Genomic DNA, 22,727 nt, shown 5'->3' with positions numbered 1-22,727 from the left:
AGTTCGGCACAGAATGCAATCGCCATCAATACCGTGCTTTTCCTGCGGCGTATTTGCGGGGCGGCACTGCAGCAAAGCCGTGCAGCGGACACCTGAACCCTTGGCCGTCCGTCGGTCGTGCGGTGTCCAGCACTTCGCTCCATCGGCGCCCCAGGGCGCATTTTTGCCGGCCGTAACCCTGGTAAGAACGCGCTAACAGCACCATCTCATTGGAACGGGAGTTTTTACATGCAGACTAACGAAAACCTCACCCGCCCGACCCCGACGCCTGCCGCGACCGCTGGCAGTGGTGCGGGTGCGTCGGCGCCCCAGACGACGGGCGCCTTCGAGCCGGCGACCAACGCCGACTTCAAAGTGATTCGACGCAACGGCGCGGTGGTGGGTTTCGAGCCGTCGAAGATCGCGATCGCCGTGACCAAGGCGTTCCTTGCCGTGAACGGCGGACAGGGCGCGGCGTCGGCCCGCGTACGCGAGCTTGTGGAACAGCTCACCGAGAACGTCGTGCGCGCCCTGATGCGCAGCCGTCCGAACGGCGGCACGTTCCACATTGAAGACATCCAGGATCAGGTCGAACTCGCGCTGATGCGCGAAGGCGAGCACAACGTGGCTCGCGCCTATGTGCTGTATCGCGAAAAGCGTGCACAAGAGCGCGCGCACGCGGTCGAGACCGCGCAAGAGACGGCCACGCCCGACGCCTCGGTGCTGCGTGTCACCGACGACGGCGTGGTGCGTGAGCTCGATATGTCGGTGTTGCGCGGCGTCGTGCAGGCCGCCTGTGAAAACCTGGGCGACGAAGTCGACGCCGAGCCGATCCTGACCGAGACCCTCAAGAACCTGTACGACGGCGTGCCGCTGTCGCAGGTCTACGACTCGGCGATCCTCGCCTCGCGTACGCTGATCGAGAAGGAACCGGCGTACAGCCAGGTCACGGCGCGTATCCTGATGCACACGATCCGCCGCGAGATCCTCGGCGAAGAAGTGCCGCAGGGCGAAATGGCCGCGCGCTATATCGAGTACTTCCCGCGCTTCATCAAGCAGGGTGTCGATGCCGAACTGCTCGACGAGCAACTGCTCTCGTTCGACCTGGCCAAGCTGAGTGCTGCGCTCGACGCCTCGCGCGATCTGCAATTCAACTATCTGGGTCTGCAGACGCTGTATGACCGCTATTTCCTGCATATCGACAGTCACCGCATCGAAATGCCGCAGGCGTTCTACATGCGTGTGGCGATGGGGCTGGCACTGAATGAAGTCGAGCGCGAAGCGCGCGCGATCGAGTTCTATCAGATTTTGTCGAGCTTCGACTTCATGAGTTCGACGCCGACGCTGTTCAACTCGGGCACGCGTCGCTCGCAGCTCTCGTCGTGCTACCTGACGACGGTCTCGGACGACCTGGAAGGCATTTACGAAGCGCTCAAGGAAAATGCACTGCTCTCGAAGTTCGCCGGCGGTCTGGGCAACGACTGGACGCAGGTTCGCGCACTCGGCTCGCACATCAAGGGCACGAACGGCAAGAGCCAGGGCGTGGTGCCGTTCCTGAAGGTGGTCAACGACACGGCCGTGGCCGTGAACCAGGGCGGCAAGCGCAAGGGCGCCGTGTGCGCCTACCTGGAAACGTGGCACCTGGATATCGAAGAATTCCTCGAGCTGCGCAAGAACACGGGCGACGACCGTCGCCGCACGCACGACATGAACACGGCGAACTGGATTCCCGACCTGTTCATGAAGCGTGTGATGGAAGGCGCCGACTGGACGCTGTTCTCGCCGTCGACCTGCCCGGACCTGCACGACAAGTACGGCAAGGCTTTCGAACAGGTATACACCGCCTACGAAGACAAGGCCGCCCGCGGCGAGATCAAGCTGTTCAAGAAGGTTCCGGCGCAGGCACTCTGGCGCAAGATGCTGGGCATGCTGTTCGAAACCGGCCATCCGTGGATCACGTTCAAGGATCCGTGCAACATCCGCTCGCCGCAGCAGCACGTGGGCGTGGTGCATTCGTCGAACCTGTGCACCGAGATCACGCTCAACACGAGCGAGACTGAAATCGCTGTGTGCAACCTGGGCTCGGTGAACCTCGTGGCGCACCTGAAGCAGACCGCGGACGGTTACGAACTCGATCACGACAAGTTGCAGCGCACCGTCCGCGTGGCGATGCGCATGCTCGACAACGTCATCGACATCAACTACTACGCGGTGGCGAAGGCGCGCAATTCGAACCTGCATCACCGTCCGGTGGGCATGGGCATCATGGGCTTCCAGGATTGCCTGCACCTGCTGCGCACGCCCTATGCCTCGAACGCCGCCGTCGAGTTTGCCGACCGTTCGATGGAGGCCGTGTGCTACTACGCCTACTGGGCGTCGACCGAGCTGGCCAAGGAACGCGGTCAGTATTCCTCGTACAAGGGCTCGCTGTGGGATCGCGGCATCCTGCCGCAAGACTCCCTCAAGCTGCTGGCCGAAGAACGTGGCGGCTACATCGATGTCGACATGTCGGCAACGCTCGACTGGGACAGCCTGCGCAAGCACATCGCTTCGTACGGCATGCGCAACTCGAACTGCGTGGCCATCGCCCCGACCGCCACGATCTCGAACATCATTGGCGTCTCGGCCTGTATCGAGCCGACGTTCCAGAACCTGTACGTGAAGTCGAACCTCTCGGGCGAATTCACGGTGGTCAACGAGTATCTGGTGCGTGACCTGAAGGCGCGAGGCCTGTGGGACGAAGTGATGGTCGCCGACCTGAAGTACTTCGATGGCTCGCTCGCCCGCATCGATCGCGTGCCGGCCGACCTGCGCGAGATCTATGCCACGGCGTTCGAAGTCGAGCCGAAGTGGCTGGTCGAGGCGGCGTCGCGCCGTCAGAAGTGGATCGATCAGGCGCAGTCGCTCAACATCTACATGGCGGGCGCTTCGGGCAAGAAGCTCGACGAGACGTACAAGCTGGCATGGACGCGTGGCCTGAAGACCACGTACTACCTGCGTACGATGGCCGCGACGCACGTCGAGAAGTCGACCGTGAGCCACGGGGCATTGAATGCGGTGCCGAGTTCCGGTGGTATGTCGGGTGGCTTCTCGGCGGAACCGTCCTCGCCGCTGGCGCAGCCGATGCCGGAAGCCGAAGGCGCGGTGTGCACGATGCGACCGGGTGACCCGGGCTTCGAAGAGTGCGAAGCTTGCCAGTAAGCCAAAGCTTGCGATGAGATTGGGGCCAGTCCCGAGGTTTGCACCTTGGCACTGGCCCCAAGCGTTTCTGGCGTCGAGATGACGGCCGACGTTGCCGCCGCCGAGCGCTCAGGTCAGATCGATGCGCATCGACAGTTCGAGCGTTTGTCCGTGCGACACTACGGCGTGATCGTCGTCGAACTCGCCGACCCGATGCGTCGACGGTTCCAGGCAGAGGTAGGGACGCCCGGCAGGGGAGTGGATCACGAGCCAGGTGGCGTCGCTGCTGCGTACCGTGGCCGAGTGCAGTCCTCCGGCGTAGTCGATGCGTGCGTCGAATCGCTCCGACTCGACCGGCACTTCGGCGAACCAGGTGGAACGCCCTTCGGTATCGAGTCCGCCGCCGACAGACACCACTTCGATCTCGGCGACCGGTACGCGTTGCTCACTCGGCCAACGACTATCCTCGGAAGGCGAACGCCAGATCGCTCCCGACGCGAACGTCAGCCGCGCGCCGGCAGGCCAGTGGAAGTAAGGATGCAGGCCGAGTCCGGCAGGCATGTCCGGCGTCGAGAGGTTGGTGATCGACAGTTGCATGTCGACGCCCTGCTCGTCGAGCGTGACCGAGAGGTACGCCTGATAGTGCCAGGGCCATTCGGGTTGTGCGGGACTGTCCAGTTGCAGCACGCAGCAGTGCGGGCTTTCGTCGACGACGTCCCACACGCGACGCAGCCCCCAGCCATGCAGAGAACTCGATGCTGCCGGTGTCTCGCGAACGATGATCGTGCGGTCCCGCCAGTGCAGCGTGTCGTCGCGCAACATATTGGTATACGGCAGCATCGGAAAGGCCCCGGCCTTCGGCCACTCGTCCGACGCGAACGGATCGCTGCCGAGCGGGACGAGGTAGTCGAAGACATCGCCGCGCGCGTCGCGGTGAGCGAGTCGTGAGAGCCGTCCGCCGCAGCTCGATTGAACCTCGGCCACGAGCGAGCCCGCCGACAGGCGGATCGGCTTGCCGGGGGTGAGGGTGCGTGGTGTCGGGCCAGGCGAGCCTGCTGTCGCCTGTGTGTCGTCGGCGCCTGCGAATGTCATCGTCGGTATCTCCTTCATCGACGTCTTTTGAGGTGGCGCACGCCGAAATCTATCGTTCCGGTCCGCCGTCGCGACAGGATACGCCAATGTGACGCCGCGCCACCCGTGGACGCACCATCATCGCTGTCGTACGGTGCCGTTTCATGGCAAGATGCCGGTCCCGCAAGGCGGGCCGTCTGGCACCCGGGAATGCCGGTAAACACTAGGTATAGTGGTTATCGTGCACTGCGACACTAGATCTAGTGTCATGTGCTGGAACGAGTGACGTAATTGTGCTAAATTGGAGACGTTCAATTCGACGTCGGGAGGTCATGATGTTGTTGCGGCTCTCGCGTCGGCGTTGTTGTTCAAAACTGCGCCATTGCGCCTCTGCATCACCCCCGAAATACGGCAATGCTCCCGGTGGACTTCGCGCTTCCGGTGATCGCTTGCCGGTCGCCGGATCGCAAATTTTTTGTCAGCCTTCGCTCGCGAGCGGCTGATCTGTCACTTCGGCGATGTGCGCGCGTGCGTGCATCGCATCAACCTGAACGGACTGAGACCCTATGCTGAACTGGGAAGAAGACACCACCACGGCCAAATCGGCTGCCCCCACCGCTGCCCCGGCCGCGGCGTCGAACCTGATTGCCGCGCAAGGGGAAACCCCGAGCGTGATCGCCTCGCAATCGACGCGTCGCGTGAGCGCCTCCGACAAGCGCGTGATCAACGGCACGACGGATGTGAACCAACTGGTGCCCTTCAAGTACAAGTGGGCCTGGGAGAAGTATCTGGCCGGTTGCGCGAATCACTGGATGCCGCAGGAAATCAACATGTCGCGCGACATCGCCCTGTGGAAAGATCCGAACGGCCTGACCGAAGACGAGCGCCGCATCATCAAGCGCAATCTCGGCTTTTTCGTGACGGCCGACTCGCTCGCGGCGAACAACATCGTGCTGGGCACCTATCGCCACATCACCGCACCGGAGTGCCGCCAGTTCCTGCTGCGCCAGGCCTTCGAAGAGGCGATCCATACGCACGCCTATCAGTACATCGTCGAGAGCCTTGGGCTGGACGAAGGCGAGATCTTCAACGCGTATCACGAAGTGCCGTCGATTCGCGACAAGGACGAATTCCTGCTCCCGTTCATCGAAGTGGTGGCGGATCCGTCGTTCCAGACCGGCACGCAGGAAGCCGATCAGAAGCTGCTGCGCTCGCTCATCGTGTTCGCTTGCATCATGGAAGGGTTGTTCTTCTACGTTGGCTTCACGCAGATCCTCGCGCTGGGTCGGCAGAACAAGATGACCGGTGCTGCAGAGCAATATCAGTACATCCTGCGCGACGAGTCGATGCACTGCAACTTCGGCATCGACCTGATCAACCAGGTGAAGCTGGAAAACCCGAACCTGTGGACGCCGGAGTTCCGTGAAGAGATTCGCGAGCTGTTCAAGAAGGCGGTCGAGCTGGAGTATCGCTACGCTGAAGACACGATGCCGCGCGGCGTGCTGGGTCTGAACGCGGGCATGTTCAAGAGCTATCTGCGCTTCATCGCGAACCGTCGCTGTTCCCAAATTGGTCTCGAGGCGCTCTATCCGAACGAAGAGAATCCGTTCCCGTGGATGAGCGAGATGATCGATCTGAAGAAGGAGCGCAACTTCTTCGAGACGCGAGTGATCGAGTACCAGACCGGTGGCGCGCTGAGCTGGGACTAAGCACGAAGTGAAATTTTGATGCTGGCTGCAAAGCCAGTATCCATGCGGGTTTCGAGAGGATGATGTGAGCGTGCGTGGCACGTGTGAGCGCCAGCAAGAGAAGCAAAAGAGAAGGCGCAGGTCACGCACATCATCCTCACTCGCACGTCGTCACGCTCGCTTCGCGTGCCTCGATATGCGAATGCCATGTGCATCAAATACAACAGATTGACTTCTTCGTTGCGAACGTTGTGCGATTTTTTATGCGCAAAGTATTAACATCGCATCACAAAAGAATTATGATTCGCTCAAATAAATTGCAGTCTCGATGAACACACGAAAGCACATCGCTTTCCTCCCGCGACAGAGAGCTGGTAGTTACGGAGCGTAAAAACCTTGGTGCATAGCAAGCAGTATCGCTTATCCGCTATCGCAATCTCCTCCCTCCCGATGACGGGACAGGCAAGCTACCCCCCGAAGAATCTGGCGAATCCCCCTTCTCAAGACAATCGAATTGCTGGCGGCAATGTCGCCGGCAATTTTTTTGCGCGCGTGACCACTTACGGTCAGCGTCACGTGCGCAGCGCCGAATTCATTAGCGTAAGCCGTCGAAGTCCGATGCGTACGCCGATGAATAGCCCGCTCGCCGGCGGTTCGCCGCACGGTGGTCGGGTTTCCTTCTCAGGTGGTTTTGTTTGAGTGATCTCTCACGTTAAGGAGCAAAGTGATGGCTACTACTGCTAAGAAAAAACCCGCAGCCAAGAAGGCTGTTGCCAAGAAGCCGGTAGCGAAGAAGGCTGCCGCCGCCAAGAAGCCGGTAGCGAAGAAGGCTGTGGCTGCCAAGAAGCCGGTAGCGAAGAAGGCTGTGGCTGCGAAGAAGCCGGCAGCGAAGAAGGTCGCCGCCAAGAAGCCGGCAGCCAAGAAGGTCGCAGTGAAGAAGGTTGCCGCCAAGAAGCCGGTCGCCAAGAAGGCAGCGGTGAAGAAGGTTGCCGCCAAGAAGCCGGTCGCCAAGAAGGCAGCGGTGAAGAAGGTCGCTGCCAAGAAGCCGGTCGCCAAGAAGGCAGCGGTGAAGAAGGTTGCCGCGAAGAAGCCGGCAGCGAAGAAGGCCGCAGTGAAGAAGGTCGCTGCGAAGAAGCCGGCGGCCAAGAAGCCTGCGGCGGCGGCGAAGAAGCCGGCTGCCAAGAAGGTTGCCGCCAAGCCTGCCGCTGCTCCGGCAGCAGCACCGGCAGCGGCACCGAAGACGGCGCTGAACCCGGCAGCGGCATGGCCGTTCCCGACCGGCAGCCGTCCGTAATTCGATTGCCGAAGCAGGAACCAGGGCACGTCAGTGCCTTTTGATCGAGTAGGCCTACTCGATCCGAAACCCGCTGTGATGAGTCATCGTCGCAGCGGGTTTTTTCATGCGGGCTCAGTGCGTCACACGCGTGACGCCGCCGCTCGAGAGCAGGCGCACGCGCTGCCCCGGCTGGAATGCCTCGTCGGCATCCTGCGTGATCGCGCGCAACTCGCCGTTGTCGAGTCGCACCGTGATCTCCAGGCCCGCCTTCTTGCTCATGCGGTTCTCGACGGCCTGGCCAGCAACGGCACCCAACAGACCGCCGATGATGCCCGTCGCAATCGACCCGCGACCGCCACCAATGGCGCTGCCTCCGACGGCGCCCAGCGCGCCACCGCCCACCACGCCGAGAATCCCCGGATCGCCATTGCTGCTATCGATCGTGACCGGGCGCACCGATTCGACCGTCCCCATGCGCACGACTTGCTCGCGCTGCGCCTGGCGGCTGCTGTAGACGCTCGCGGAATTGCTCGGGCCGAACGCCGTGCAGGCGGACAGCGAGAGCGAGGCTGCGGCGGTGAGAAGGAGGAGCGGTGTGGTCAGTCGTGCCATTGTTATGCCTTTCATCGAGTCATGCGAAGCGGTAGCCAAACGCGGCTTCAAAGTGCGCGTCGATCTCGGCGCGCGTCGGCGCGAAAGTCTGCGGGCCCTGCTCGGCAATCTTGAGCGAACCCATCAGGCTGGCCAGGCGGCCGGTGGTCGGCCAGTCGAGGCCCTTTTCGATACCGTACAGCAACCCGCCACGGAAGGCGTCGCCGCACCCGGTGGGGTCGACGATGCGTTTGGCCGTCACGGCAGGAATGTCATGCTGCTTGCCGCCGGCGAAGATCAGGGCCCCGTGCTCTCCGCGCGTGACGACAAGTGCCTCGACACGTGACTGGAGGTCGTCCGTCGACCAGCCGGTCTTCGTGCAGAGGAGCTTGGCTTCGTAGTCGTTGACCGCCAGGTACGTTGCGAGTTCCACCATGCGACGCAGCGTCTCAGGCGAGAGCAGCGGCAGGCCCTGACCCGGATCGAACACGAACGGCACGCCGGCGGCGGCGAAGCCTTCGGCGTGCGTGAGCATGGCGTCGGGGGCGTCCGGCGCGACGATGCCGAGTGTTGCGCCGCTGACATCGGCCACGCGGTTGCGCGCCGAGTACATCATCGCACCCGGGTGGAAGGCGGTGATCTGGTTGTTGTCCAGATCGGTGGTGATCATCGCGTTGGCCGTCATGCTGTCCGCGACCATGCGAACGAATTCCGTCGTCATGCCGAGCGACTGGAAGCGCTCGACGTAGGGCGCGCCATCTTCGCCGACGGTGGCCATGACCACCGGTGCACCGCCCAGCAGATGCAGGCTGTAGCCGATGTTGCCGGCACAGCCGCCGAAGTTGCGGCGCATCGTCGGCACGAGGAAGCTGACGTTCAGGATGTGTACCTGATCGGGCAGGATGTGCTCGCCGAAGCGGCCTTCGAACGTCATGATGTTGTCGTAGGCGAGCGAGCCGCAGATCACGGTAGTCACGGGGGATGTCCTTGCGATAGGTAAGCGGGGGCCAATCAGGGAGGGCAGACGGTTGGCCAGTCACGCTGCCGGGTCATGCTGAAAATGCTGGCCGGTGCATTTGCTGCACCGGCGCGGGCGCTACGATCCTGCCGCACACCGGATTGATGGCGACAGGCGATGCCCAATGGCTTACGACAACGCGGCGAGTGCGGCGTCGTAGTTCGGCTCGTTCTTGATCTCAGGCACGAGTTCGGCGTGGACGACGTGGTCATCGGCGTCGAGCACGACGACGGCACGAGCCGATACACCGGCGAGCGGACCGGTGGTGATCGCCACGCCGTAGTTCTTGAGGAACTCGCGGCCACGCATGGTCGAGAGCGTGACGACGTTGTTCAGGCCTTCGGTGGCACAGAAACGGCTCATCGCGAAAGGCAGGTCAGCGGAGATCACGATCACGACCGTGTTGTCGAGCTTGCCTGCGGCTTCGTTGAACTTGCGGGTCGACGTGGCGCAGGTCGGCGTGTCGAGGCTCGGCACGATGTTGAGCACCTTGCGCTTGCCCGCGAAGTCGCCGAGCGAGACATCCTGCAACTTGGCATTGACCAGCGAGAAGGCCGGTGCGGTCTGCCCCTTCTGCGGGAACTGGCCGTCGACTTCGATGGGGTTGCCCCCGAGGGTGACTTGGGACATCAATATCTCCTAGGTTGAGTGCAACAGCGCTATCACGGATAGAACGCGAGCACCCGGTAGTTACTGGCTAGCGCTGCCTGCGCCGTCAATCGTAACCGAATCGTACGTTCATTGTGTGGCGCCAGGCCCGCTGCGCGCTGCGTGGCATCGGCAACGTAATCGCTTGCCGAAAAGACGCGTCGCACGACCGGCTTGCCGTCGATGTCCGACAACGTGAGTTCGAGCGATGGCCAGGCCACCGCGTAGTCGGCCTGGTTGCGGATGAATACGGTGAGCGTCATCGGCACGGCATCGCCGGGCGCGGCATCACTCGCCGGTGTTCCGGTTGCCGCATCGGTCGCGCCCGGGGCGTCAGTGATCAGCGTCACGCTCGAGATCTGGACCTTGTCCGGCTGACGCGGCGGCGCAATCGTCACGCGCATCGAGCGCCCGATCACCGCGAACACGCTGCGCAATGCCGGCGCGCGATCGACGAGGCCGGCACGCTCGATCCACGCCCATTGTGCGAGCAGGGCGGCGATGGCCAGCGTGATCAGCACGCGCCAGATCACGCGACCGGCGCCGGGGCGCGGTGGTTGTCCGGCGAGACGGGCCGACGTGGGCGAATCGGCTGCCATCGCCGACGCGGACGACGCCATTGACGCGGTGGGTGCCGTGAGCGCTGTGGCGTCGTCGTCGTCCATATAGCGACCCGGGCCGTGTCGCATCTGTGCGCGGCTTTCGTCGGGCGTGCCCAGCAGCGCAGCGATCGCGGTGGGCGTAAGCATCTCGGGGACCGGCGCTCGCTCGGCCTGCGCAGCGGGTTCGCGGGCCGACGCCAGTGTGGCGCCCGCAGGCGTCTCCTGGCGCGTGGGCGATGCTGGCCATGCCGGCGTCCTATCGGACGTGCCGACGCTGTCAACGGTAGTGGGGGTGTCGAGCGTGTCGGTGATGTCGGCGCGCACATCGGCGCTGGCTTCGGCATCGGCGTGCGGCGTGAGCATCGCATCGGTGGACGCGGTTTCGCTCTCGCGGGCTTCGCCGGGCGGCTCGCACAGGTAGGCCTGTCCGTCGAACACCTCGCGGCAGGTGCCGCAGCGCACAAGGCCGTCGCGCAGCTTGAGTTGATCCGCCACGACGCGAAAGACGGTATGGCAGTGAGGGCAGCGGGTAGCGAGGACGCTCGAGGGGTGGGTCATGGGCGTCGGAGAGGTCGAGGACGAGGACCCGGAGACTCGGCGCGTCGTGTGCGACTTAGCTGGCGGCCTGCCCGTGCAGGCAGACCCAGCCATCGTGAGCACGCCAGACCGACATCTTCATATAGGGCGCGTAGGCGGCGATCACCTCGTCCGCCTGCCGCTCCAGCACGCCGGACAGAGCGAGCCGTCCACCCGGCGCCACGCGCGAGGTCAGCATCGATGCGAGCAGTTTGAGCGGATTCGACAGGATGTTGGCCACCACGATATTGAATTGACCGTCGCGCAGGTCGGCAGGCAGCCCGTATTCGACCGTCGCCTGATTGCGCTCGCTGTTATAGCGGGCAGACTCGACGGCCTGCGGATCGATATCGATACCGATCACCGGATCGGCGCCGCACTTGCGCGCCAGAATGGCCAGAATGCCCGAGCCGCAGCCGTAGTCGAGCAATGACTGGCCCGGCTGAACGTGCTGTTCGAGCCATTCCATGCACAGCCGCGTCGTCGGGTGGCTACCGGTCCCGAACGCGAGGCCCGGATCGAGTTCGAGGATCAGGGCGTCGGTGTCCGGGGCGTCGTGCCACGACGGCACGACCCAGATACGCTGGCCGATCTGCATCGGTTCGAACTGCGATTGCGTCAGGCGCACCCAGTCCTGCTCCTCCACGTCACGCAGTGTGAATGCGGGCGACTCGGTGAGCCCCAGTTCGTTGATGGCCGCCGCGAGCAGCACGGCGGCGTCCTGGTCTTCCCCCACCAGCGCGACCACGCGCGAGTGTTGCCACGCGGTGTCCGGCGGGGTCAGGCCCGGTTCGCCGAACATCGGTTGCTCGTCGGGCGTGTCGGCGTCCGCGTCTTCCACGGAGACCGACAGCACGCCCAGGTCGAGCAGGACGTCTGACAGGGCCTCGGCTTGGGCGCGGGCAACTTCTACGACGAGTTCGCGATACATGGCGAGTGATTCCCTACTGAGTAACTAACGTAACGGCGGGCTGGCGCTTAATTGCTGCCCACGGCAGACTTCTGCGCCAGCTTGTTTTCCAGATAATGGATGCTCGTGCCGCCTTCGACAAACTTGGCGTCGAGCATCAGTTCCCGATGCAGCGGAATGTTCGTCTGGATACCTTCGATCACGATTTCCGACAGCGCGACACGCATGCGGCGGATGGCCTGCTCGCGCGTTGCCCCGTAGGCGATCAGCTTGCCGATCATCGAATCGTAGTTCGGCGGCACGAAGTACCCGTTGTAGGCGTGCGAGTCGACGCGAATGCCGGGACCCCCGGGCATGTGCCATGCGGTAATGCGACCCGGCGACGGCGTGAACTTGAACGGATCTTCGGCGTTGATGCGGCACTCGATCGCGTGACCCTGGAACTGGATGTCGCGCTGGCGGAAGGTAAGCTTTTCGCCGGCCGCGATGCGGATCTGTTCCTGCACGATATCGACACCGGTGATCATTTCCGTGACCGGATGCTCGACCTGCACGCGTGTGTTCATTTCGATGAAGTAGAACTCACCGTTCTCGAACAGGAATTCGAACGTGCCGGCACCGACGTAGCCCATCTTCTTGCAGGCGTCGGCGCAGCGATCGCCGATGCGCTCGATCAAGCGGCGCGGAATCAGCGGTGCGGTTGCCTCTTCGATCACTTTCTGGTGGCGGCGCTGCATCGAGCAGTCGCGCTCGCCCAGCCAGACGGCGTTCTTGTGCTTGTCGGCGAGGATCTGGATTTCGATATGGCGCGGGTTCTCGAGGAACTTCTCCATATAGACTTCCGGGTTGCCGAAGGCGCGGCCGGCTTCTTCACGGGTCATGTTGACCGCGTTCACGAGCGCCGCTTCCGTGTGCACTACGCGCATGCCGCGACCGCCGCCGCCGCCGGCGGCCTTGATGATCACCGGATAGCCGACCTGGCGTGCGACACGCACGATTTCCTTGGGATCGTCGGGCAACGCGCCTTCCGAGCCCGGCACGCACGGCACGCCGGTCTTGATCATCGTCTGCTTGGCCGAGACCTTGTCGCCCATCAGGCGAATGGTGTCGGGGCGCGGGCCAATGAACGTGAAGCCCGATTGCTCGACGCGCTCGGCGAAGTCGGCGTTCTCGGAGAGGAAGCCGTAACCCGGGTGGATGGCCTGGGCGTCGGTGACTTCCGCCGCGCTGATGAGCGCCGGCATGTTCAGGTAGCTTAGCGGCGAGGGCGCCGGACCGATACAGACGGCTTCGTCGGCGAGCTTGACGTACTTCGCTTCCTTGTCGGCTTCGGAATAGACGACTACGGTCTTGATGCCCATCTCGCGGCACGCGCGCTGGATGCGCAGAGCGATTTCGCCGCGGTTGGCGATGAGGATTTTTTCAAACATTATGTGCAGTCCTGCCCGTAAGGGGAGAGGAGCGGGGCCGGACGCCGTGTGCCGACGGGCGGTATTCCGCCGCGCGGGCGAGGCGTCCGACAACCGGCATTAGCCGATCACGAACAGCGGTTGACCGTATTCCACGGCCTGACCGTTCTCGACGAGGATTTCCTTGATCACGCCGGCCTTGTCCGATTCGATCTCGTTGAGCAGCTTCATCGCTTCGATGATGCACAGCGTCTGACCTTCCTTGACCGAGTCACCGACTTGCGCAAACGGATCGGCACCCGGCGACGGGGCGCGGTAGAACGTACCGACCATCGGCGACGTCACGATATGACCTTGCGGCAGAACCGGGGCTGCCGGTGCCGGTGCGGCCGCCGCCGCAGGCGCTGGCGCGGCGACCTGCGGGTAGGCGGCCGGCATGGCCATCTGCATCGGGGCAGCAATCACCTGGGGCGGCGCCTTGACAATGCGGACCTTGCCTTCGCCTTCCGTGACTTCGAGTTCGGAAATACCCGATTCGGCCACGAGGTCGATCAACGTCTTGAGTTTGCGCAAATCCATGAAGGAAGCTCCTTAATTCGGTATCGACGCGGGGGAGGTGACCCACCGCGAGGGGAAATAGGGGATGAGAAGGCTACCCGCCGGCGAGTCGCCGCAGGGCAAATTCGAGTGCGAAGGTGTAGCCGCGCCAGCCCAGGCCGCAGATCACACCTTGCGCAATATCGGAAAAGTACGAGTGATGCCGGAAGGCCTCACGCGCATGGACGTTCGAGAGATGGACCTCGACGAACGGAATGCCCACGCCGGCCAGCGCGTCGCGCATCGCCACGCTGGTATGTGTGTAGGCCGCGGGGTTGATGACGATGAAGTCGATCGACGCGTCGCGTGCCGCCTGAATCCGGTCAACCAGTGCGCCTTCGTGATTGCTCTGGAACGTCACCACCTCGGCACCCGCCGCCTTGGCCTGCGCCTCGAGGGCTGCGTCGATGTCGGCCAGCGTCGTGCGACCGTACACCGCCGGCTCGCGAGTACCGAGCAGGTTGAGATTAGGACCGTGGAGCACGAGAATGCGGTGAGGCATTGGCGAATCAAATTTCCCGAAATTGGGCGCAATTAAACGCCAGTTGGAGGATTTTGTCCAGTAGGGTGAAAATGAAGCCCCGTCACTCACGTCCGGCGGGACTTCCCGCGCTCCTTGGCGGCCCGACGGCCCTGTGTCGTCTCAGAGGAGCGGTTTGAGCGCCGAGCGCACCTCGTCCGACGTAATGCGGCCGAGCTTTTCGTAGTGCAGGCGGCCTTGCGGGTCGACCACGACGGTAAATGGCAGGGCGCCGGCCTTGTTGCCCAGCGCGCGAGCCAGGTCCGTGCCCGCGTAGCCTGCCACGAGCAACGGGTAATCGACCTTCACCTTTTGCTTGAACGCGATCATGTTCTGCGCGGTATCAATGCCGATTCCCACGAATTGAACGTTTTTTCCCCGGAATTCGGTGGAAAGGGCCTGGAGATCGGGCATTTCTTCGACGCAGGGGCCGCACCATGGCGCCCAGAAGTTGACGACCAGCGTTTTGCCGCGCCATTGCGAGATGGCCTGCTCGCGACCGCTCAGGTCCGGAAGCTGCGTGGCGAGCAGTTGGGCGACGGCGGCGTCCGGCACATTGGCCGTTCGCGGGTTCCGTTGGCCGAACCAGAAGCCGGCCGCCAGTCCCGCGAGCGCCAGAATCAGCAGAATAACAATGCGTTTTGCCATGATGGGTGGGAAAGAAATGCCGGAATAGACAATAGACGAAAAATGGACGTCAATAGCGGAGAATAAAAGGGGATAAGGGCGCGATTTGATGCCAATATCACGGCCCTCCGAACCTCGATCAGTGGCTGGTGGCTTGCGCCGTGGCCTCGGCGCCGACGATCAGCGCGCGCAGACCGACAGCGTCGGCGCGCACCGGGCGGCCATTTCCGTCAGTGGCCTTGAGCGCGCCGCGCATGTCGTCAAGGGAATACAGCGCCAGGTGCACACCGGCCGGTTCGCCGCGCTGGCCCCGTTCGCGCCACAAGAAACTCAGCGTCTCGACCATGCCCCGACCATTGAAATGGCGACTTTCCGAGACCTCGTAATCGATGCCCCGGTTGAGCAGGTCGATGGCGACTTCTTTCGGGTTGTCGCAAAATGCCTGCAAATAAATGTCGGATAGCGACGTTGCCGTCCCGTTATAGACGGCGCCCGTGATGTAGGGCCGGTAGCGCGCCAGCGATGTCATGACCGTCAGCGCGACCTGACGCAGATGCGACAGCTCGGCCGGCTGCGTTTCCGAAAGGAACGTTTGGACGTACTCGCGAACTTCTGCTTCGATTTGATCGTTATCTGGCAACAATTCGCCGGCAATCCGTGCCTCGCCGGTCACCTGTTTCGCCGCCTTGCGCTTCGCGCTCGCGTAGTCGGCGCCCTCCTCGGCGATGAGGCGGGCGGCCACCAGGGCGATTTCCTCGCGCAGGCGTTGGGCGTCGGTCCAGGATCTACGTGTCATGCGCACGATGATACCCGAAAGGCATTGCGCTTCACGCCGCAGGTACAATGGTGATCCTGGCTGTTCGGCCTTCCCATTTTTCGCACGGGCTCGGCCCGTCCTCACCTCGCTTCCCATCCATGCATATTCATATTCTTGGCATCTGCGGCACGTTCATGGGCGGTCTCGCGGTGCTCGCACGTCAGGCTGGACACACCGTGACCGGTTGCGATGCCAACGTGTATCCGCCGATGAGCACCCAGCTCGAGGCGCAGGGCATTCGGCTGATCGAAGGGTTCGACGCCGAACAGGTTGCGCTCAAGCCGGACCTGTTCGTCATCGGTAACGTGGTGTCGCGCGGCAATCCGCTGATGGAAGAGATCCTCAACCGGAATCTGCCGTACACATCGGGACCGCAATGGCTGGGTGAGCATGTGCTGTCGAAGAAGTGGGTGCTGGCCGTGGCGGGGACGCACGGGAAGACGACGACGACGTCGATGCTCGCCTGGATTCTCGAAGACGCGGGCTACCACCCGGGCTTTCTCGTCGGCGGCGTGCCGATGAACTTCGGCATCTCGGCGCGACTGACCGACAGCGATTTCTTCGTGATCGAGGCCGACGAATACGATACGGCGTTCTTCGACAAGCGCTCCAAGTTCGTTCATTACCATCCGCGCACGGCTATCCTGAACAATCTCGAGTTCGATCATGCCGACATTTTCCCCGATCTGATAGCGATCGAGACGCAATTCCATCATCTCGTGCGCACCGTGCCGGGTCAGGGCCGTCTGATCGTCAACGGTCGCGAGGCCGCGCTCGAACGTGTACTGGCCCGTGGCTGCTGGAGCGAGGTGGAGCGCTTCGGCGTGGCCGACGGCTGGCATGTCGCCCAGGCCAACGACGCGCTCGCGCCGGGGCAGGAAGCCTTCTGGGTCCATCATGGAGCGACGGCTGCCGGGGAAGTGAAGTGGTCGCTGCAGGGCGAGCACAACCGGATGAACGCGCTGGCGGCGGTGGCTGCCGCACGGCACGTAGGCGTGCCGCCGGAGCAGGGCGCGGCGTCGCTGGGCCGGTTCCAGAACGTGAAGCGTCGGATGGAGGTGCGCGGCGAAGCGGCGGGTGTCACCGTGTACGACGATTTTGCTCACCATCCGACCGCCATTCAGACGACGCTGGCCGGATTGCGTCGCCGCGCCGGCAGTGCCCGCATTCTGGCGGTGCTGGAGCCGCGCTCGAACACGATGAAGCTCGGCGTGATGAAGGCGCAACTGCCGGCCAGCCTGGCCGATGCCGATCTGGTCTTCGGCTATGGTGCGCCGTCCGGAAAGGACGCCCTCGGCTGGAATCTGACCGAGGCACTCGCGCCGCTCGGCGCCCGTGCGCAGGCGTTCAGCGACATCGATGGGCTGGTGCGCGCGGTGAGCGCGGCGGCGCGGCCGGGCGACCAGATCGTGGTGATGAGCAACGGCGGCTTTGGGGGTATCCACCAGAAATTGCTCGATGCGCTGGCGGCGCGCGCCTGACTGGCGCGCCACGGCGTCTGTGTACTGACCCGCTTTTATCGGGAGCTCCCATGATTCTCTATTTGCACGGCTTCCGTTCGTCGCCGCGTTCCTTCAAGGCGCAATTGATGGCCGCCCGCATGCATCGGCTTGGACTGGGGCGCGAGTGGGCTTGCCCGCAGTTGCCGCCGTCGCCGCTGGCCGCGGTGGTCGACGCGCAGCGTCTGCTGACCGGCGTGAAGGCCGACGAGTTGACCATCGTGGGCAGCTCGCTGGGCGGCTACTACGCCACCTATCTGGCCGAGAAGCTCGGCTGCCGCGCGGTGTTGCTCAACCCGGCAACGCGCCCGTACGACGATCTGGGCAAATGGCTGGGCGAGCAGCCGATGTGGCATGGGGGCGGCACCATTGTCGTCGAGCCTCGACACCTGGATGAGCTGCGCATGATCGACGTGGCGCAGATCACGCGTCCCGAGCGCTACTACCTCGTGGCCGCGACGGGCGACCGGACGCTCGACTACCGGGACATGGTGGCAAAGTTTCCGGGGGCGAAGCTCACCCTGATCGACGGCAGCGACCACGGTATTTCCGATTTCGCCAACTATATGGACGACGTGCTGCGCTTTGCCGGCATCGATGTCCTTCCTTCGCCGGGTGCCGCCGGCCCGTTCGCGGGCGAATAACGCGTTTGCCCGTTTCGCCCTAAACCGCCGCACGTTGGCGGGCTACAATGTCGCCTATTGCGATCGATGGCTGTTTCATGAACATTTTTTTTGAGGAATCCGGCGGCTTCAAGGCTGGCACGGTGTTGTCGCAGCAAGGTGAGTCGTATCAGGTGGAGCTGCCCGGTGGACGTCGTATCAAGATCAAGGGGCGCGACGTGCTGCTGCGGTTCGAGTCGCCGTCGCCCGCCGATCTGATCACGCAGGCGCAGGCCGCGGCGCAGGACATCGATATGAGTTTCCTGTGGGAATGCGCGCCGGCCGAGGAGTTTGCGTTCCCGGCGCTCGCCGCCGAGTACTTCGGCGAAAGCGCGAGCATGGCGCAACAGGCCGGACTGGCGCTGGCCCTGCAGGCCTCGCCGGTGTACTTCCGCCGCAAGGGGCGCGGGCAGTATCAACGCGCGCCGCAGGAGCAACTGCAGGCCGCGCTCGCCGGGCTCGCCCGCAAGCAGCAGCAGGCGGAATTGCAGGCCGGTTACGCCGATCAACTGATCGCCGGCACGCTGCCCGACGCGCTCAAGGGCAAGGCGCTGCTGCTGCTGTTCCGCCCCGACAAGAACGCCATCGAGTGGAAAGCGCTCGACGCCGCCGCCAGTGCGCTCGGCAAGACGCACGCCGAGGTGATGCTCGCCTGCGGCGGCATTTCATCGCCGCGCGCCTATCACGAGGCGGCGTTCCTCTACGAACACTTCCCGCGCGGCACCGGCTTCCCCGAACTCGGGCCGACGCCGTTGCCCGGCGACGACTTGCCGCTGGCCGACGTACAGGCGTTCTCCATCGACGATTCGACGACGACCGAGATCGACGACGCCCTCTCGGTGCAGGTGCTGCCCGACGGGCTGCTGCGCGTGGGCATCCACATTGCGGCGCCGGCGCTCGGCATTACGCGCGGCGACGCCATCGACGAGATCGCGCGCGTGCGCTTGTCGACGGTCTATGCGCCGGGCGAGAAGATCACGATGCTGCCCGATGCCGTGGTCGAGGCCTACACGCTCGCGGAAGGGGGCGCGCGTCCGGCGCTGTCGCTGTATGTCGTCGTGAAGGCCGACACCTACGAGATCGTCGCGACGGAAACGCACGCGGAGCGGGTGCCGATCTCGGCGAACCTGCGCCACAACGAACTCGACGCGATCATCACGGCCGAGACGCTGGCCGACGGCAGCGGCGATTATCCGCACAAGGAAGAACTGCGGCTGCTGTGGCCATTCGCGCAGTCGCTCTACGACAAGCGCCAGGCCGCGCGTGTGGGCTACGGTCTGCGTCCGGAAGTACAGAACAAGACCGACTTCAATTTCTACGTCGAAGGCGAGCAGGTCACGATCAAGCAGCGCATGCGCGGCGCACCGCTGGACCTGATCGTCGCCGAGATGGCGATTCTCGCGAATAGCCGCTGGGGCCGCTTGCTGGCCGAATGCGGCGTGCCCGGCATCTACCGTGCGCAGCGCGCCTACGGCGTGAACCGCACGCGCATGCAGACGTCGCCGGCACCGCACGAAGGCCTGGGTGTCGAGCAGTACGCGTGGAGCACCTCGCCGCTGCGTCGCTACGTCGATCTGGTGAACCAGTGGCAGTTGATCGCATGCGTGCGTCACGGCGTGACGGCCAAGCTGGCGGCGCCCTTCAAGCCGAAGGATGCCGATCTGTATGCGACCGTGTCGAGCTTCGAGGCCGCCTACGCGGCCTACGCCGAGCATCAGAGCCGGATGGAGCGCTACTGGTGCCTGCGCTGGTTGATCCAGGAGAACAAGTCGCAGGTGCAGGCGAGCGTCCTCAAGGGCGACACCGTGCGCCTGAACGATATTCCGCTGACGCTGATCGTCCTGGGGCTCGGCCCGCACGCACGCGGTACGCAGATCATGCTTGACGTGCTGTCGCTCGACGTCGTGACGCTCAGCATTTCGGTGCGTGTCGCGCAGGTGCTCGGCGCCAGCCAGACCGTGCTCGGCGACGACGATGACGAAGGGGCGGGCGGCGCAGGTGACGGTGGCGAAGGCAGCGACGGGGCAGACAGTGCCGGTGGGGCCGATCGTTCGGATGGCGAGGGTGGCGCCGACGATGCCGAGGGTGCGGACGGGACCGAAGGCAATCCAGGCGACGACAGCGACGAAACCCAAGGCGATGACGATGCCGTATCGACCTTGCCCGACGTCACCGAGACCGCTTCGCAAACCGTCGAGACCGCCTCCGGCACCTTGCCGCTTGCTGCTGCACCGATGGCGGCAGGGGGGCGCGACGCGTTTTCCGGTTCGGCGTGCTGAAACCGGCTCTCGCTTCCGGCAACCTGCGCGCGGCGCGTCGCCGCGGGTGGTCGCTCATGCGCGAGCATCCGCTGACCACGGGCCTGGCGTTTTCCGCGGTGGTCCATCTGCTTGCGCTGGCGGTGCATTTCGTCGCGCCCGACAGTTTCCGGCTGCACAGTGCGGACACGCCGCTGGACGTCGTGCTCGTCAATGCCAAGTCGGCCAACGCGCCGCAGAAGGCCACGGCGCTCGCGCAGGCGAACCTGGTGGGTGGCGGCGAGCATGACGGCGAGCGCGCGACGTCGCCGTTGCCGTCACGCGCGCTCGATCGCGACGGTGCGCCCGTCGCGCAGATCCAGCGCAACGTGAGCGAACTGGAGGCGATGCAGGAGAAGCTACTGACACAATTGCGCGGCCAGTATGCGGCCACGCCGGCGTCGCAGCGCCATCGCACCGACGCACCGCAACGCGGGCAGGGACTCGACGACCAGAACGTCGACCAGAAAATCGCCCGCCTGCAAGCGGAAATCGACAAGCAGTTGCGCGCCTATCAGACGCGTCCAAAACGGGGGCAGGTCACGGCCAACACACGTGAAGTCGCGTACGCACGGTATTTCGACACGCTGCGCCATCGCGTCGAACGCTACGGCACGGAACACTTTCCCCAGATCGGCGGCGAGCGACTTTATGGCGAGCTGATCGTCACGCTCAACGTCAATCAGCGGGGGGGGCTCGGCTATCACAAGGACGGTTGGAACGTCGCGGGCGTGGAAGTCACGCGAAGCTCCGGCAATCGCGATCTGGACCGCCGCGCGGTGGCGATTGTGCAGGCGAGCGCGCCGTTTGGCGACTTTTCCGCCGAGATGAAACAGCGTTACGACATTCTTGAAATCGTGACGCGCATGACTTTCTCGCGTCAGGGCGTGCAGGCCGAGACGCTCGCGGCACCGTCGGGCGCCACGGCGCAGTAGGACATCGCGGTGCGCATTGCCGGCAACGCCTCGGGGCATGGCGCCGCTGCGTGTACCATGCGATGCAATGCGCGTGGTTCAGCGACGTCGTGATGTGGGTCTTGCCGTGATCGATGCCCCTGGCGTTCTGACCAGGCACCGAATTTGATGCACGTAATTGTGGCGCCTGTGCGAAAGCCAGGCGCCGCGTCTTTGACAACGATGACACACCAAACGCCACCCGGGGAACTGCAGGCTGATCGCTACGCCGTGATCGGCCATCCCGTCGAACACAGCCAGTCGCCGTTCATTCATGCCGAATTCGCGCGCGAAACCGGCCAACATCTCACTTATGAGCGCCTGCTCGCGCCCCTCGATGCGTTCGCCGATACCGTGCGCGCCTTTATCGAGAGCGGCGCCCGGGGGGCCAACGTCACCGTGCCGTTCAAGCTCGAGGCCCACGCGCTGGCCGATCATCTTACCGAACGTGCGCAGGCGGCGGGCGCCGTGAATACGCTGGTGTTCGACGCGCGGGGCATCACGGGCGACAACACCGATGGGGTGGGACTGGTGCGCGACATCGAGGGACCGCTTGGCGTGCCGCTCAAAGGCCGCCGCGTGTTGCTGCTCGGCGCAGGCGGTGCGTCGCGTGGCGCGATGCTGCCGCTGATCGAGGCGGGGCCGGCGGCGCTGTTTGTCGCCAATCGCACGGCAGCGCGTGCCGACGAACTCGTCGTGCGGTTCGCACAGGCGGCCGAGCATCATGGCGTCGCGCTTGCCGGTGGTGGCTGGGACGCGGTGCCCGCGGCATTCGATGTGATCATCAACGCCACGGCGGGCAGCCTTCAGGGCGACGTGCCGCCGCTGCCCGCAGGTGTCTATGCGGCCGGATCGCTTGCCTACGACATGATGTACGGCGCGCAGCCGACGGTGTTCATGACGCACGCATTGGCAGCCGGTGCCGCGCGCGCAGCGGACGGTCTCGGCATGCTCGTCGAGCAGGCGGCCGAAGCCTTCGCGGTGTGGCGCGGCGTGCGGCCGTCGACCGGTGTCGTGCGCGCGGCCCTGCGCGCCCGGCTCACCGCGAAAGCCTGATTTTTCCCATGGCTGCGCGGCGACGCCCCTCGCGCACGACCCGTCATCGCCGCTGGGGACCCTGGCAGTGGACGGCCTACGTCGTCACGCTGCTGTTTGCGGGCGTGTTGGCCACACAGTGCTATTACTTCCTGCAGATTGGCTGGTGGGTGCGCTTCGATCCTTCGTCGACGGCGTTCATGCGCGCGGCCAAGGCGCGGCTGCGCGAGACCGATCCGAAGGCGACGCTCAAGCACGAATGGGTGCCGTACGATCAGATTTCGCGGAATCTGAAACGCGCGATCATCGCGAGCGAGGACGCGAACTTCGTCAATCACGATGGTTTCGAGATCGATGCGATGCTTGGTGCGTGGGAGAAGAATCAGAAGAAGGGGCGAATCGTCGCGGGCGGCTCGACCCTCTCGCAGCAACTGGCGAAGAATCTTTTCCTGTCGAGCGAGAGAAGCTACTTGCGCAAGGCCGAAGAACTGAGCATCACGTGGATGCTCGAATTCTGGATGAACAAGCAGCGGATTTTCGAGATCTATCTCAACTCGGTGGAATGGGGCGAAGGCGTGTTCGGCGCCGAGGCCGCCGCACGTCACTACTACGGCATTCCGGCCTCGAAGCTCTCCGCGTGGCAGGCGGCGCGGCTGGCGGTGATGCTGCCGCGTCCGCGCTACTTCGATACCCATCGCAATTCGCCCTATCTCGCACAACGCGCCGGCGTGATCGTGCGTCGCATGGGGGCTGCGGAGTTGCCGCAGTAACC

At 64.2% G+C, this 22,727-nt stretch carries 20 protein-coding genes; 9 read left to right on the top strand and 11 right to left on the bottom strand.

What is annotated here, in order from left to right:
* Positions 1-228 precede the first annotated feature (228 nt).
* Complete coding sequence (locus PTE31013_RS07335) at positions 229-3,180, top strand: ribonucleoside-diphosphate reductase subunit alpha (protein ID WP_150612124.1); 2,952 nt, start codon at positions 229-231, stop codon at positions 3,178-3,180.
* Between the two features lie 108 nt (positions 3,181-3,288).
* On the opposite strand, the gene PTE31013_RS07330 is transcribed toward PTE31013_RS07335, so the two are convergent.
* Positions 3,289-4,251: an aldose epimerase family protein gene (locus PTE31013_RS07330; RefSeq protein WP_174978460.1), complete on the bottom strand. Its 963-nt coding sequence runs from the start codon at positions 4,249-4,251 to the stop codon at positions 3,289-3,291.
* Positions 4,252-4,796: 545 nt separating this feature from the next.
* On the opposite strand from PTE31013_RS07330, the gene PTE31013_RS07325 reads away from it, so the two are divergent.
* Complete coding sequence (locus tag PTE31013_RS07325; protein ID WP_150612122.1) at positions 4,797-5,939, top strand: ribonucleotide-diphosphate reductase subunit beta; 1,143 nt, start codon at positions 4,797-4,799, stop codon at positions 5,937-5,939.
* Between the two features lie 706 nt (positions 5,940-6,645).
* The gene (locus PTE31013_RS07320) at positions 6,646-7,212 is read left to right on the top strand and encodes a histone H1-like DNA-binding protein (RefSeq protein ID WP_150612121.1); all 567 of its coding nucleotides are present in this window, start codon (positions 6,646-6,648) and stop codon (positions 7,210-7,212) included.
* Positions 7,213-7,326: 114 nt separating this feature from the next.
* On the opposite strand, the gene PTE31013_RS07315 is transcribed toward PTE31013_RS07320, so the two are convergent.
* From PTE31013_RS07315 to PTE31013_RS07270, 10 genes are all read right to left on the bottom strand, one after another.
* On the bottom strand, positions 7,327-7,806 hold the full coding sequence (locus PTE31013_RS07315; RefSeq protein WP_246173932.1) for an outer membrane lipoprotein: 480 nt from the start codon (positions 7,804-7,806) through the stop codon (positions 7,327-7,329).
* Between the two features lie 19 nt (positions 7,807-7,825).
* Positions 7,826-8,761, bottom strand: coding sequence for a carbohydrate kinase family protein (locus tag PTE31013_RS07310; protein ID WP_150612119.1), 936 nt, complete (start codon positions 8,759-8,761; stop codon positions 7,826-7,828).
* 171 nt (positions 8,762-8,932) lie between these two features.
* Positions 8,933-9,433 (bottom strand): thiol peroxidase, encoded by a 501-nt coding sequence (tpx, locus tag PTE31013_RS07305; RefSeq protein ID WP_150612118.1) that lies wholly within the window; start codon positions 9,431-9,433, stop codon positions 8,933-8,935.
* A gap of 32 nt (positions 9,434-9,465) precedes the next feature.
* The gene (locus PTE31013_RS07300) at positions 9,466-10,611 is read right to left on the bottom strand and encodes a DUF3426 domain-containing protein (RefSeq protein WP_174978459.1); all 1,146 of its coding nucleotides are present in this window, start codon (positions 10,609-10,611) and stop codon (positions 9,466-9,468) included.
* Positions 10,612-10,666: 55 nt separating this feature from the next.
* Positions 10,667-11,560: a 50S ribosomal protein L11 methyltransferase gene (gene prmA / locus PTE31013_RS07295; RefSeq protein WP_150612116.1), complete on the bottom strand. Its 894-nt coding sequence runs from the start codon at positions 11,558-11,560 to the stop codon at positions 10,667-10,669.
* Positions 11,561-11,607: 47 nt separating this feature from the next.
* Positions 11,608-12,969 (bottom strand): acetyl-CoA carboxylase biotin carboxylase subunit, encoded by a 1,362-nt coding sequence (accC, locus tag PTE31013_RS07290; protein WP_150612115.1) that lies wholly within the window; start codon positions 12,967-12,969, stop codon positions 11,608-11,610.
* A gap of 99 nt (positions 12,970-13,068) precedes the next feature.
* Positions 13,069-13,527: an acetyl-CoA carboxylase biotin carboxyl carrier protein gene (gene accB, locus PTE31013_RS07285; RefSeq protein WP_150612114.1), complete on the bottom strand. Its 459-nt coding sequence runs from the start codon at positions 13,525-13,527 to the stop codon at positions 13,069-13,071.
* A 73-nt stretch (positions 13,528-13,600) separates the two neighbouring features.
* On the bottom strand, positions 13,601-14,047 hold the full coding sequence (aroQ, locus tag PTE31013_RS07280) for a type II 3-dehydroquinate dehydratase (RefSeq protein ID WP_150612113.1): 447 nt from the start codon (positions 14,045-14,047) through the stop codon (positions 13,601-13,603).
* Between the two features lie 141 nt (positions 14,048-14,188).
* On the bottom strand, positions 14,189-14,713 hold the full coding sequence (locus PTE31013_RS07275; protein WP_150612112.1) for a TlpA family protein disulfide reductase: 525 nt from the start codon (positions 14,711-14,713) through the stop codon (positions 14,189-14,191).
* Between the two features lie 118 nt (positions 14,714-14,831).
* A complete protein-coding gene (locus tag PTE31013_RS07270) occupies positions 14,832-15,488 on the bottom strand; it encodes a UDP-N-acetylmuramate--alanine ligase (protein ID WP_150612228.1) in 657 nt (218 codons plus the stop codon).
* Positions 15,489-15,607: 119 nt separating this feature from the next.
* On the opposite strand from PTE31013_RS07270, the gene mpl reads away from it, so the two are divergent.
* The 6 genes from mpl (at position 15,608) to mtgA (ending at position 22,725) form a co-directional block, all read left to right on the top strand.
* Entirely contained in the window at positions 15,608-16,990 is a 1,383-nt protein-coding gene (gene mpl / locus PTE31013_RS07265; protein WP_150612111.1) for a UDP-N-acetylmuramate:L-alanyl-gamma-D-glutamyl-meso-diaminopimelate ligase, read from the top strand.
* A 50-nt stretch (positions 16,991-17,040) separates the two neighbouring features.
* A complete protein-coding gene (locus PTE31013_RS07260) occupies positions 17,041-17,652 on the top strand; it encodes a YqiA/YcfP family alpha/beta fold hydrolase (protein ID WP_150612110.1) in 612 nt (203 codons plus the stop codon).
* Positions 17,653-17,729: 77 nt separating this feature from the next.
* Positions 17,730-19,949, top strand: a complete 2,220-nt coding sequence (locus PTE31013_RS07255; protein ID WP_246173931.1) for a ribonuclease catalytic domain-containing protein — start codon at positions 17,730-17,732, stop codon at positions 19,947-19,949.
* Complete coding sequence (locus PTE31013_RS07250) at positions 19,943-20,902, top strand: energy transducer TonB (RefSeq protein ID WP_246173930.1); 960 nt, start codon at positions 19,943-19,945, stop codon at positions 20,900-20,902. Before PTE31013_RS07255 ends, PTE31013_RS07250 begins: the two co-directional genes overlap by 7 nt.
* A gap of 201 nt (positions 20,903-21,103) precedes the next feature.
* Entirely contained in the window at positions 21,104-21,976 is an 873-nt protein-coding gene (aroE, locus tag PTE31013_RS07245; protein WP_150612108.1) for a shikimate dehydrogenase, read from the top strand.
* A gap of 8 nt (positions 21,977-21,984) precedes the next feature.
* A complete protein-coding gene (mtgA, locus tag PTE31013_RS07240; protein ID WP_150612107.1) occupies positions 21,985-22,725 on the top strand; it encodes a monofunctional biosynthetic peptidoglycan transglycosylase in 741 nt (246 codons plus the stop codon).
* The last annotated feature ends 2 nt before the right edge of the window (positions 22,726-22,727 follow it).

It is taken from the genome of Pandoraea terrigena (assembly GCF_902459705.1).
Taxonomy (GTDB): domain Bacteria; phylum Pseudomonadota; class Gammaproteobacteria; order Burkholderiales; family Burkholderiaceae; genus Pandoraea; species Pandoraea terrigena.
The sequence above is the reverse complement of the archived record's forward strand: the minus strand, read 5'-3'. Positions and strand labels throughout refer to the sequence as shown.

Bases quoted from the DNA above. Each gene is read 5' to 3' on its own strand.
- mpl (WP_150612111.1), top strand. From the start codon at position 15,608: ATGCATATTCATATTCTTGGCATCTGCGGCACGTTCATGGGCGGTCTC.
- tpx (WP_150612118.1), bottom strand. From the start codon at position 9,433: ATGTCCCAAGTCACCCTCGGGGGCAACCCCATCGAAGTCGACGGCCAG.
- aroE (WP_150612108.1), top strand. From the start codon at position 21,104: ATGACACACCAAACGCCACCCGGGGAACTGCAGGCTGATCGCTACGCC.
- PTE31013_RS07275 (WP_150612112.1), bottom strand. From the start codon at position 14,713: ATGGCAAAACGCATTGTTATTCTGCTGATTCTGGCGCTCGCGGGACTG.
- prmA (WP_150612116.1), bottom strand. From the start codon at position 11,560: ATGTATCGCGAACTCGTCGTAGAAGTTGCCCGCGCCCAAGCCGAGGCC.
- accB (WP_150612114.1), bottom strand. From the start codon at position 13,527: ATGGATTTGCGCAAACTCAAGACGTTGATCGACCTCGTGGCCGAATCG.
- PTE31013_RS07315 (WP_246173932.1), bottom strand. From the start codon at position 7,806: ATGGCACGACTGACCACACCGCTCCTCCTTCTCACCGCCGCAGCCTCG.
- PTE31013_RS07320 (WP_150612121.1), top strand. From the start codon at position 6,646: ATGGCTACTACTGCTAAGAAAAAACCCGCAGCCAAGAAGGCTGTTGCC.
- PTE31013_RS07300 (WP_174978459.1), bottom strand. From the start codon at position 10,611: ATGACCCACCCCTCGAGCGTCCTCGCTACCCGCTGCCCTCACTGCCAT.
- mtgA (WP_150612107.1), top strand. From the start codon at position 21,985: ATGGCTGCGCGGCGACGCCCCTCGCGCACGACCCGTCATCGCCGCTGG.
- PTE31013_RS07260 (WP_150612110.1), top strand. From the start codon at position 17,041: ATGATTCTCTATTTGCACGGCTTCCGTTCGTCGCCGCGTTCCTTCAAG.
- PTE31013_RS07270 (WP_150612228.1), bottom strand. From the start codon at position 15,488: ATGACACGTAGATCCTGGACCGACGCCCAACGCCTGCGCGAGGAAATC.
- accC (WP_150612115.1), bottom strand. From the start codon at position 12,969: ATGTTTGAAAAAATCCTCATCGCCAACCGCGGCGAAATCGCTCTGCGC.
- PTE31013_RS07335 (WP_150612124.1), top strand. From the start codon at position 229: ATGCAGACTAACGAAAACCTCACCCGCCCGACCCCGACGCCTGCCGCG.
- PTE31013_RS07325 (WP_150612122.1), top strand. From the start codon at position 4,797: ATGCTGAACTGGGAAGAAGACACCACCACGGCCAAATCGGCTGCCCCC.
- PTE31013_RS07255 (WP_246173931.1), top strand. From the start codon at position 17,730: ATGAACATTTTTTTTGAGGAATCCGGCGGCTTCAAGGCTGGCACGGTG.
- PTE31013_RS07330 (WP_174978460.1), bottom strand. From the start codon at position 4,251: ATGACATTCGCAGGCGCCGACGACACACAGGCGACAGCAGGCTCGCCT.
- aroQ (WP_150612113.1), bottom strand. From the start codon at position 14,047: ATGCCTCACCGCATTCTCGTGCTCCACGGTCCTAATCTCAACCTGCTC.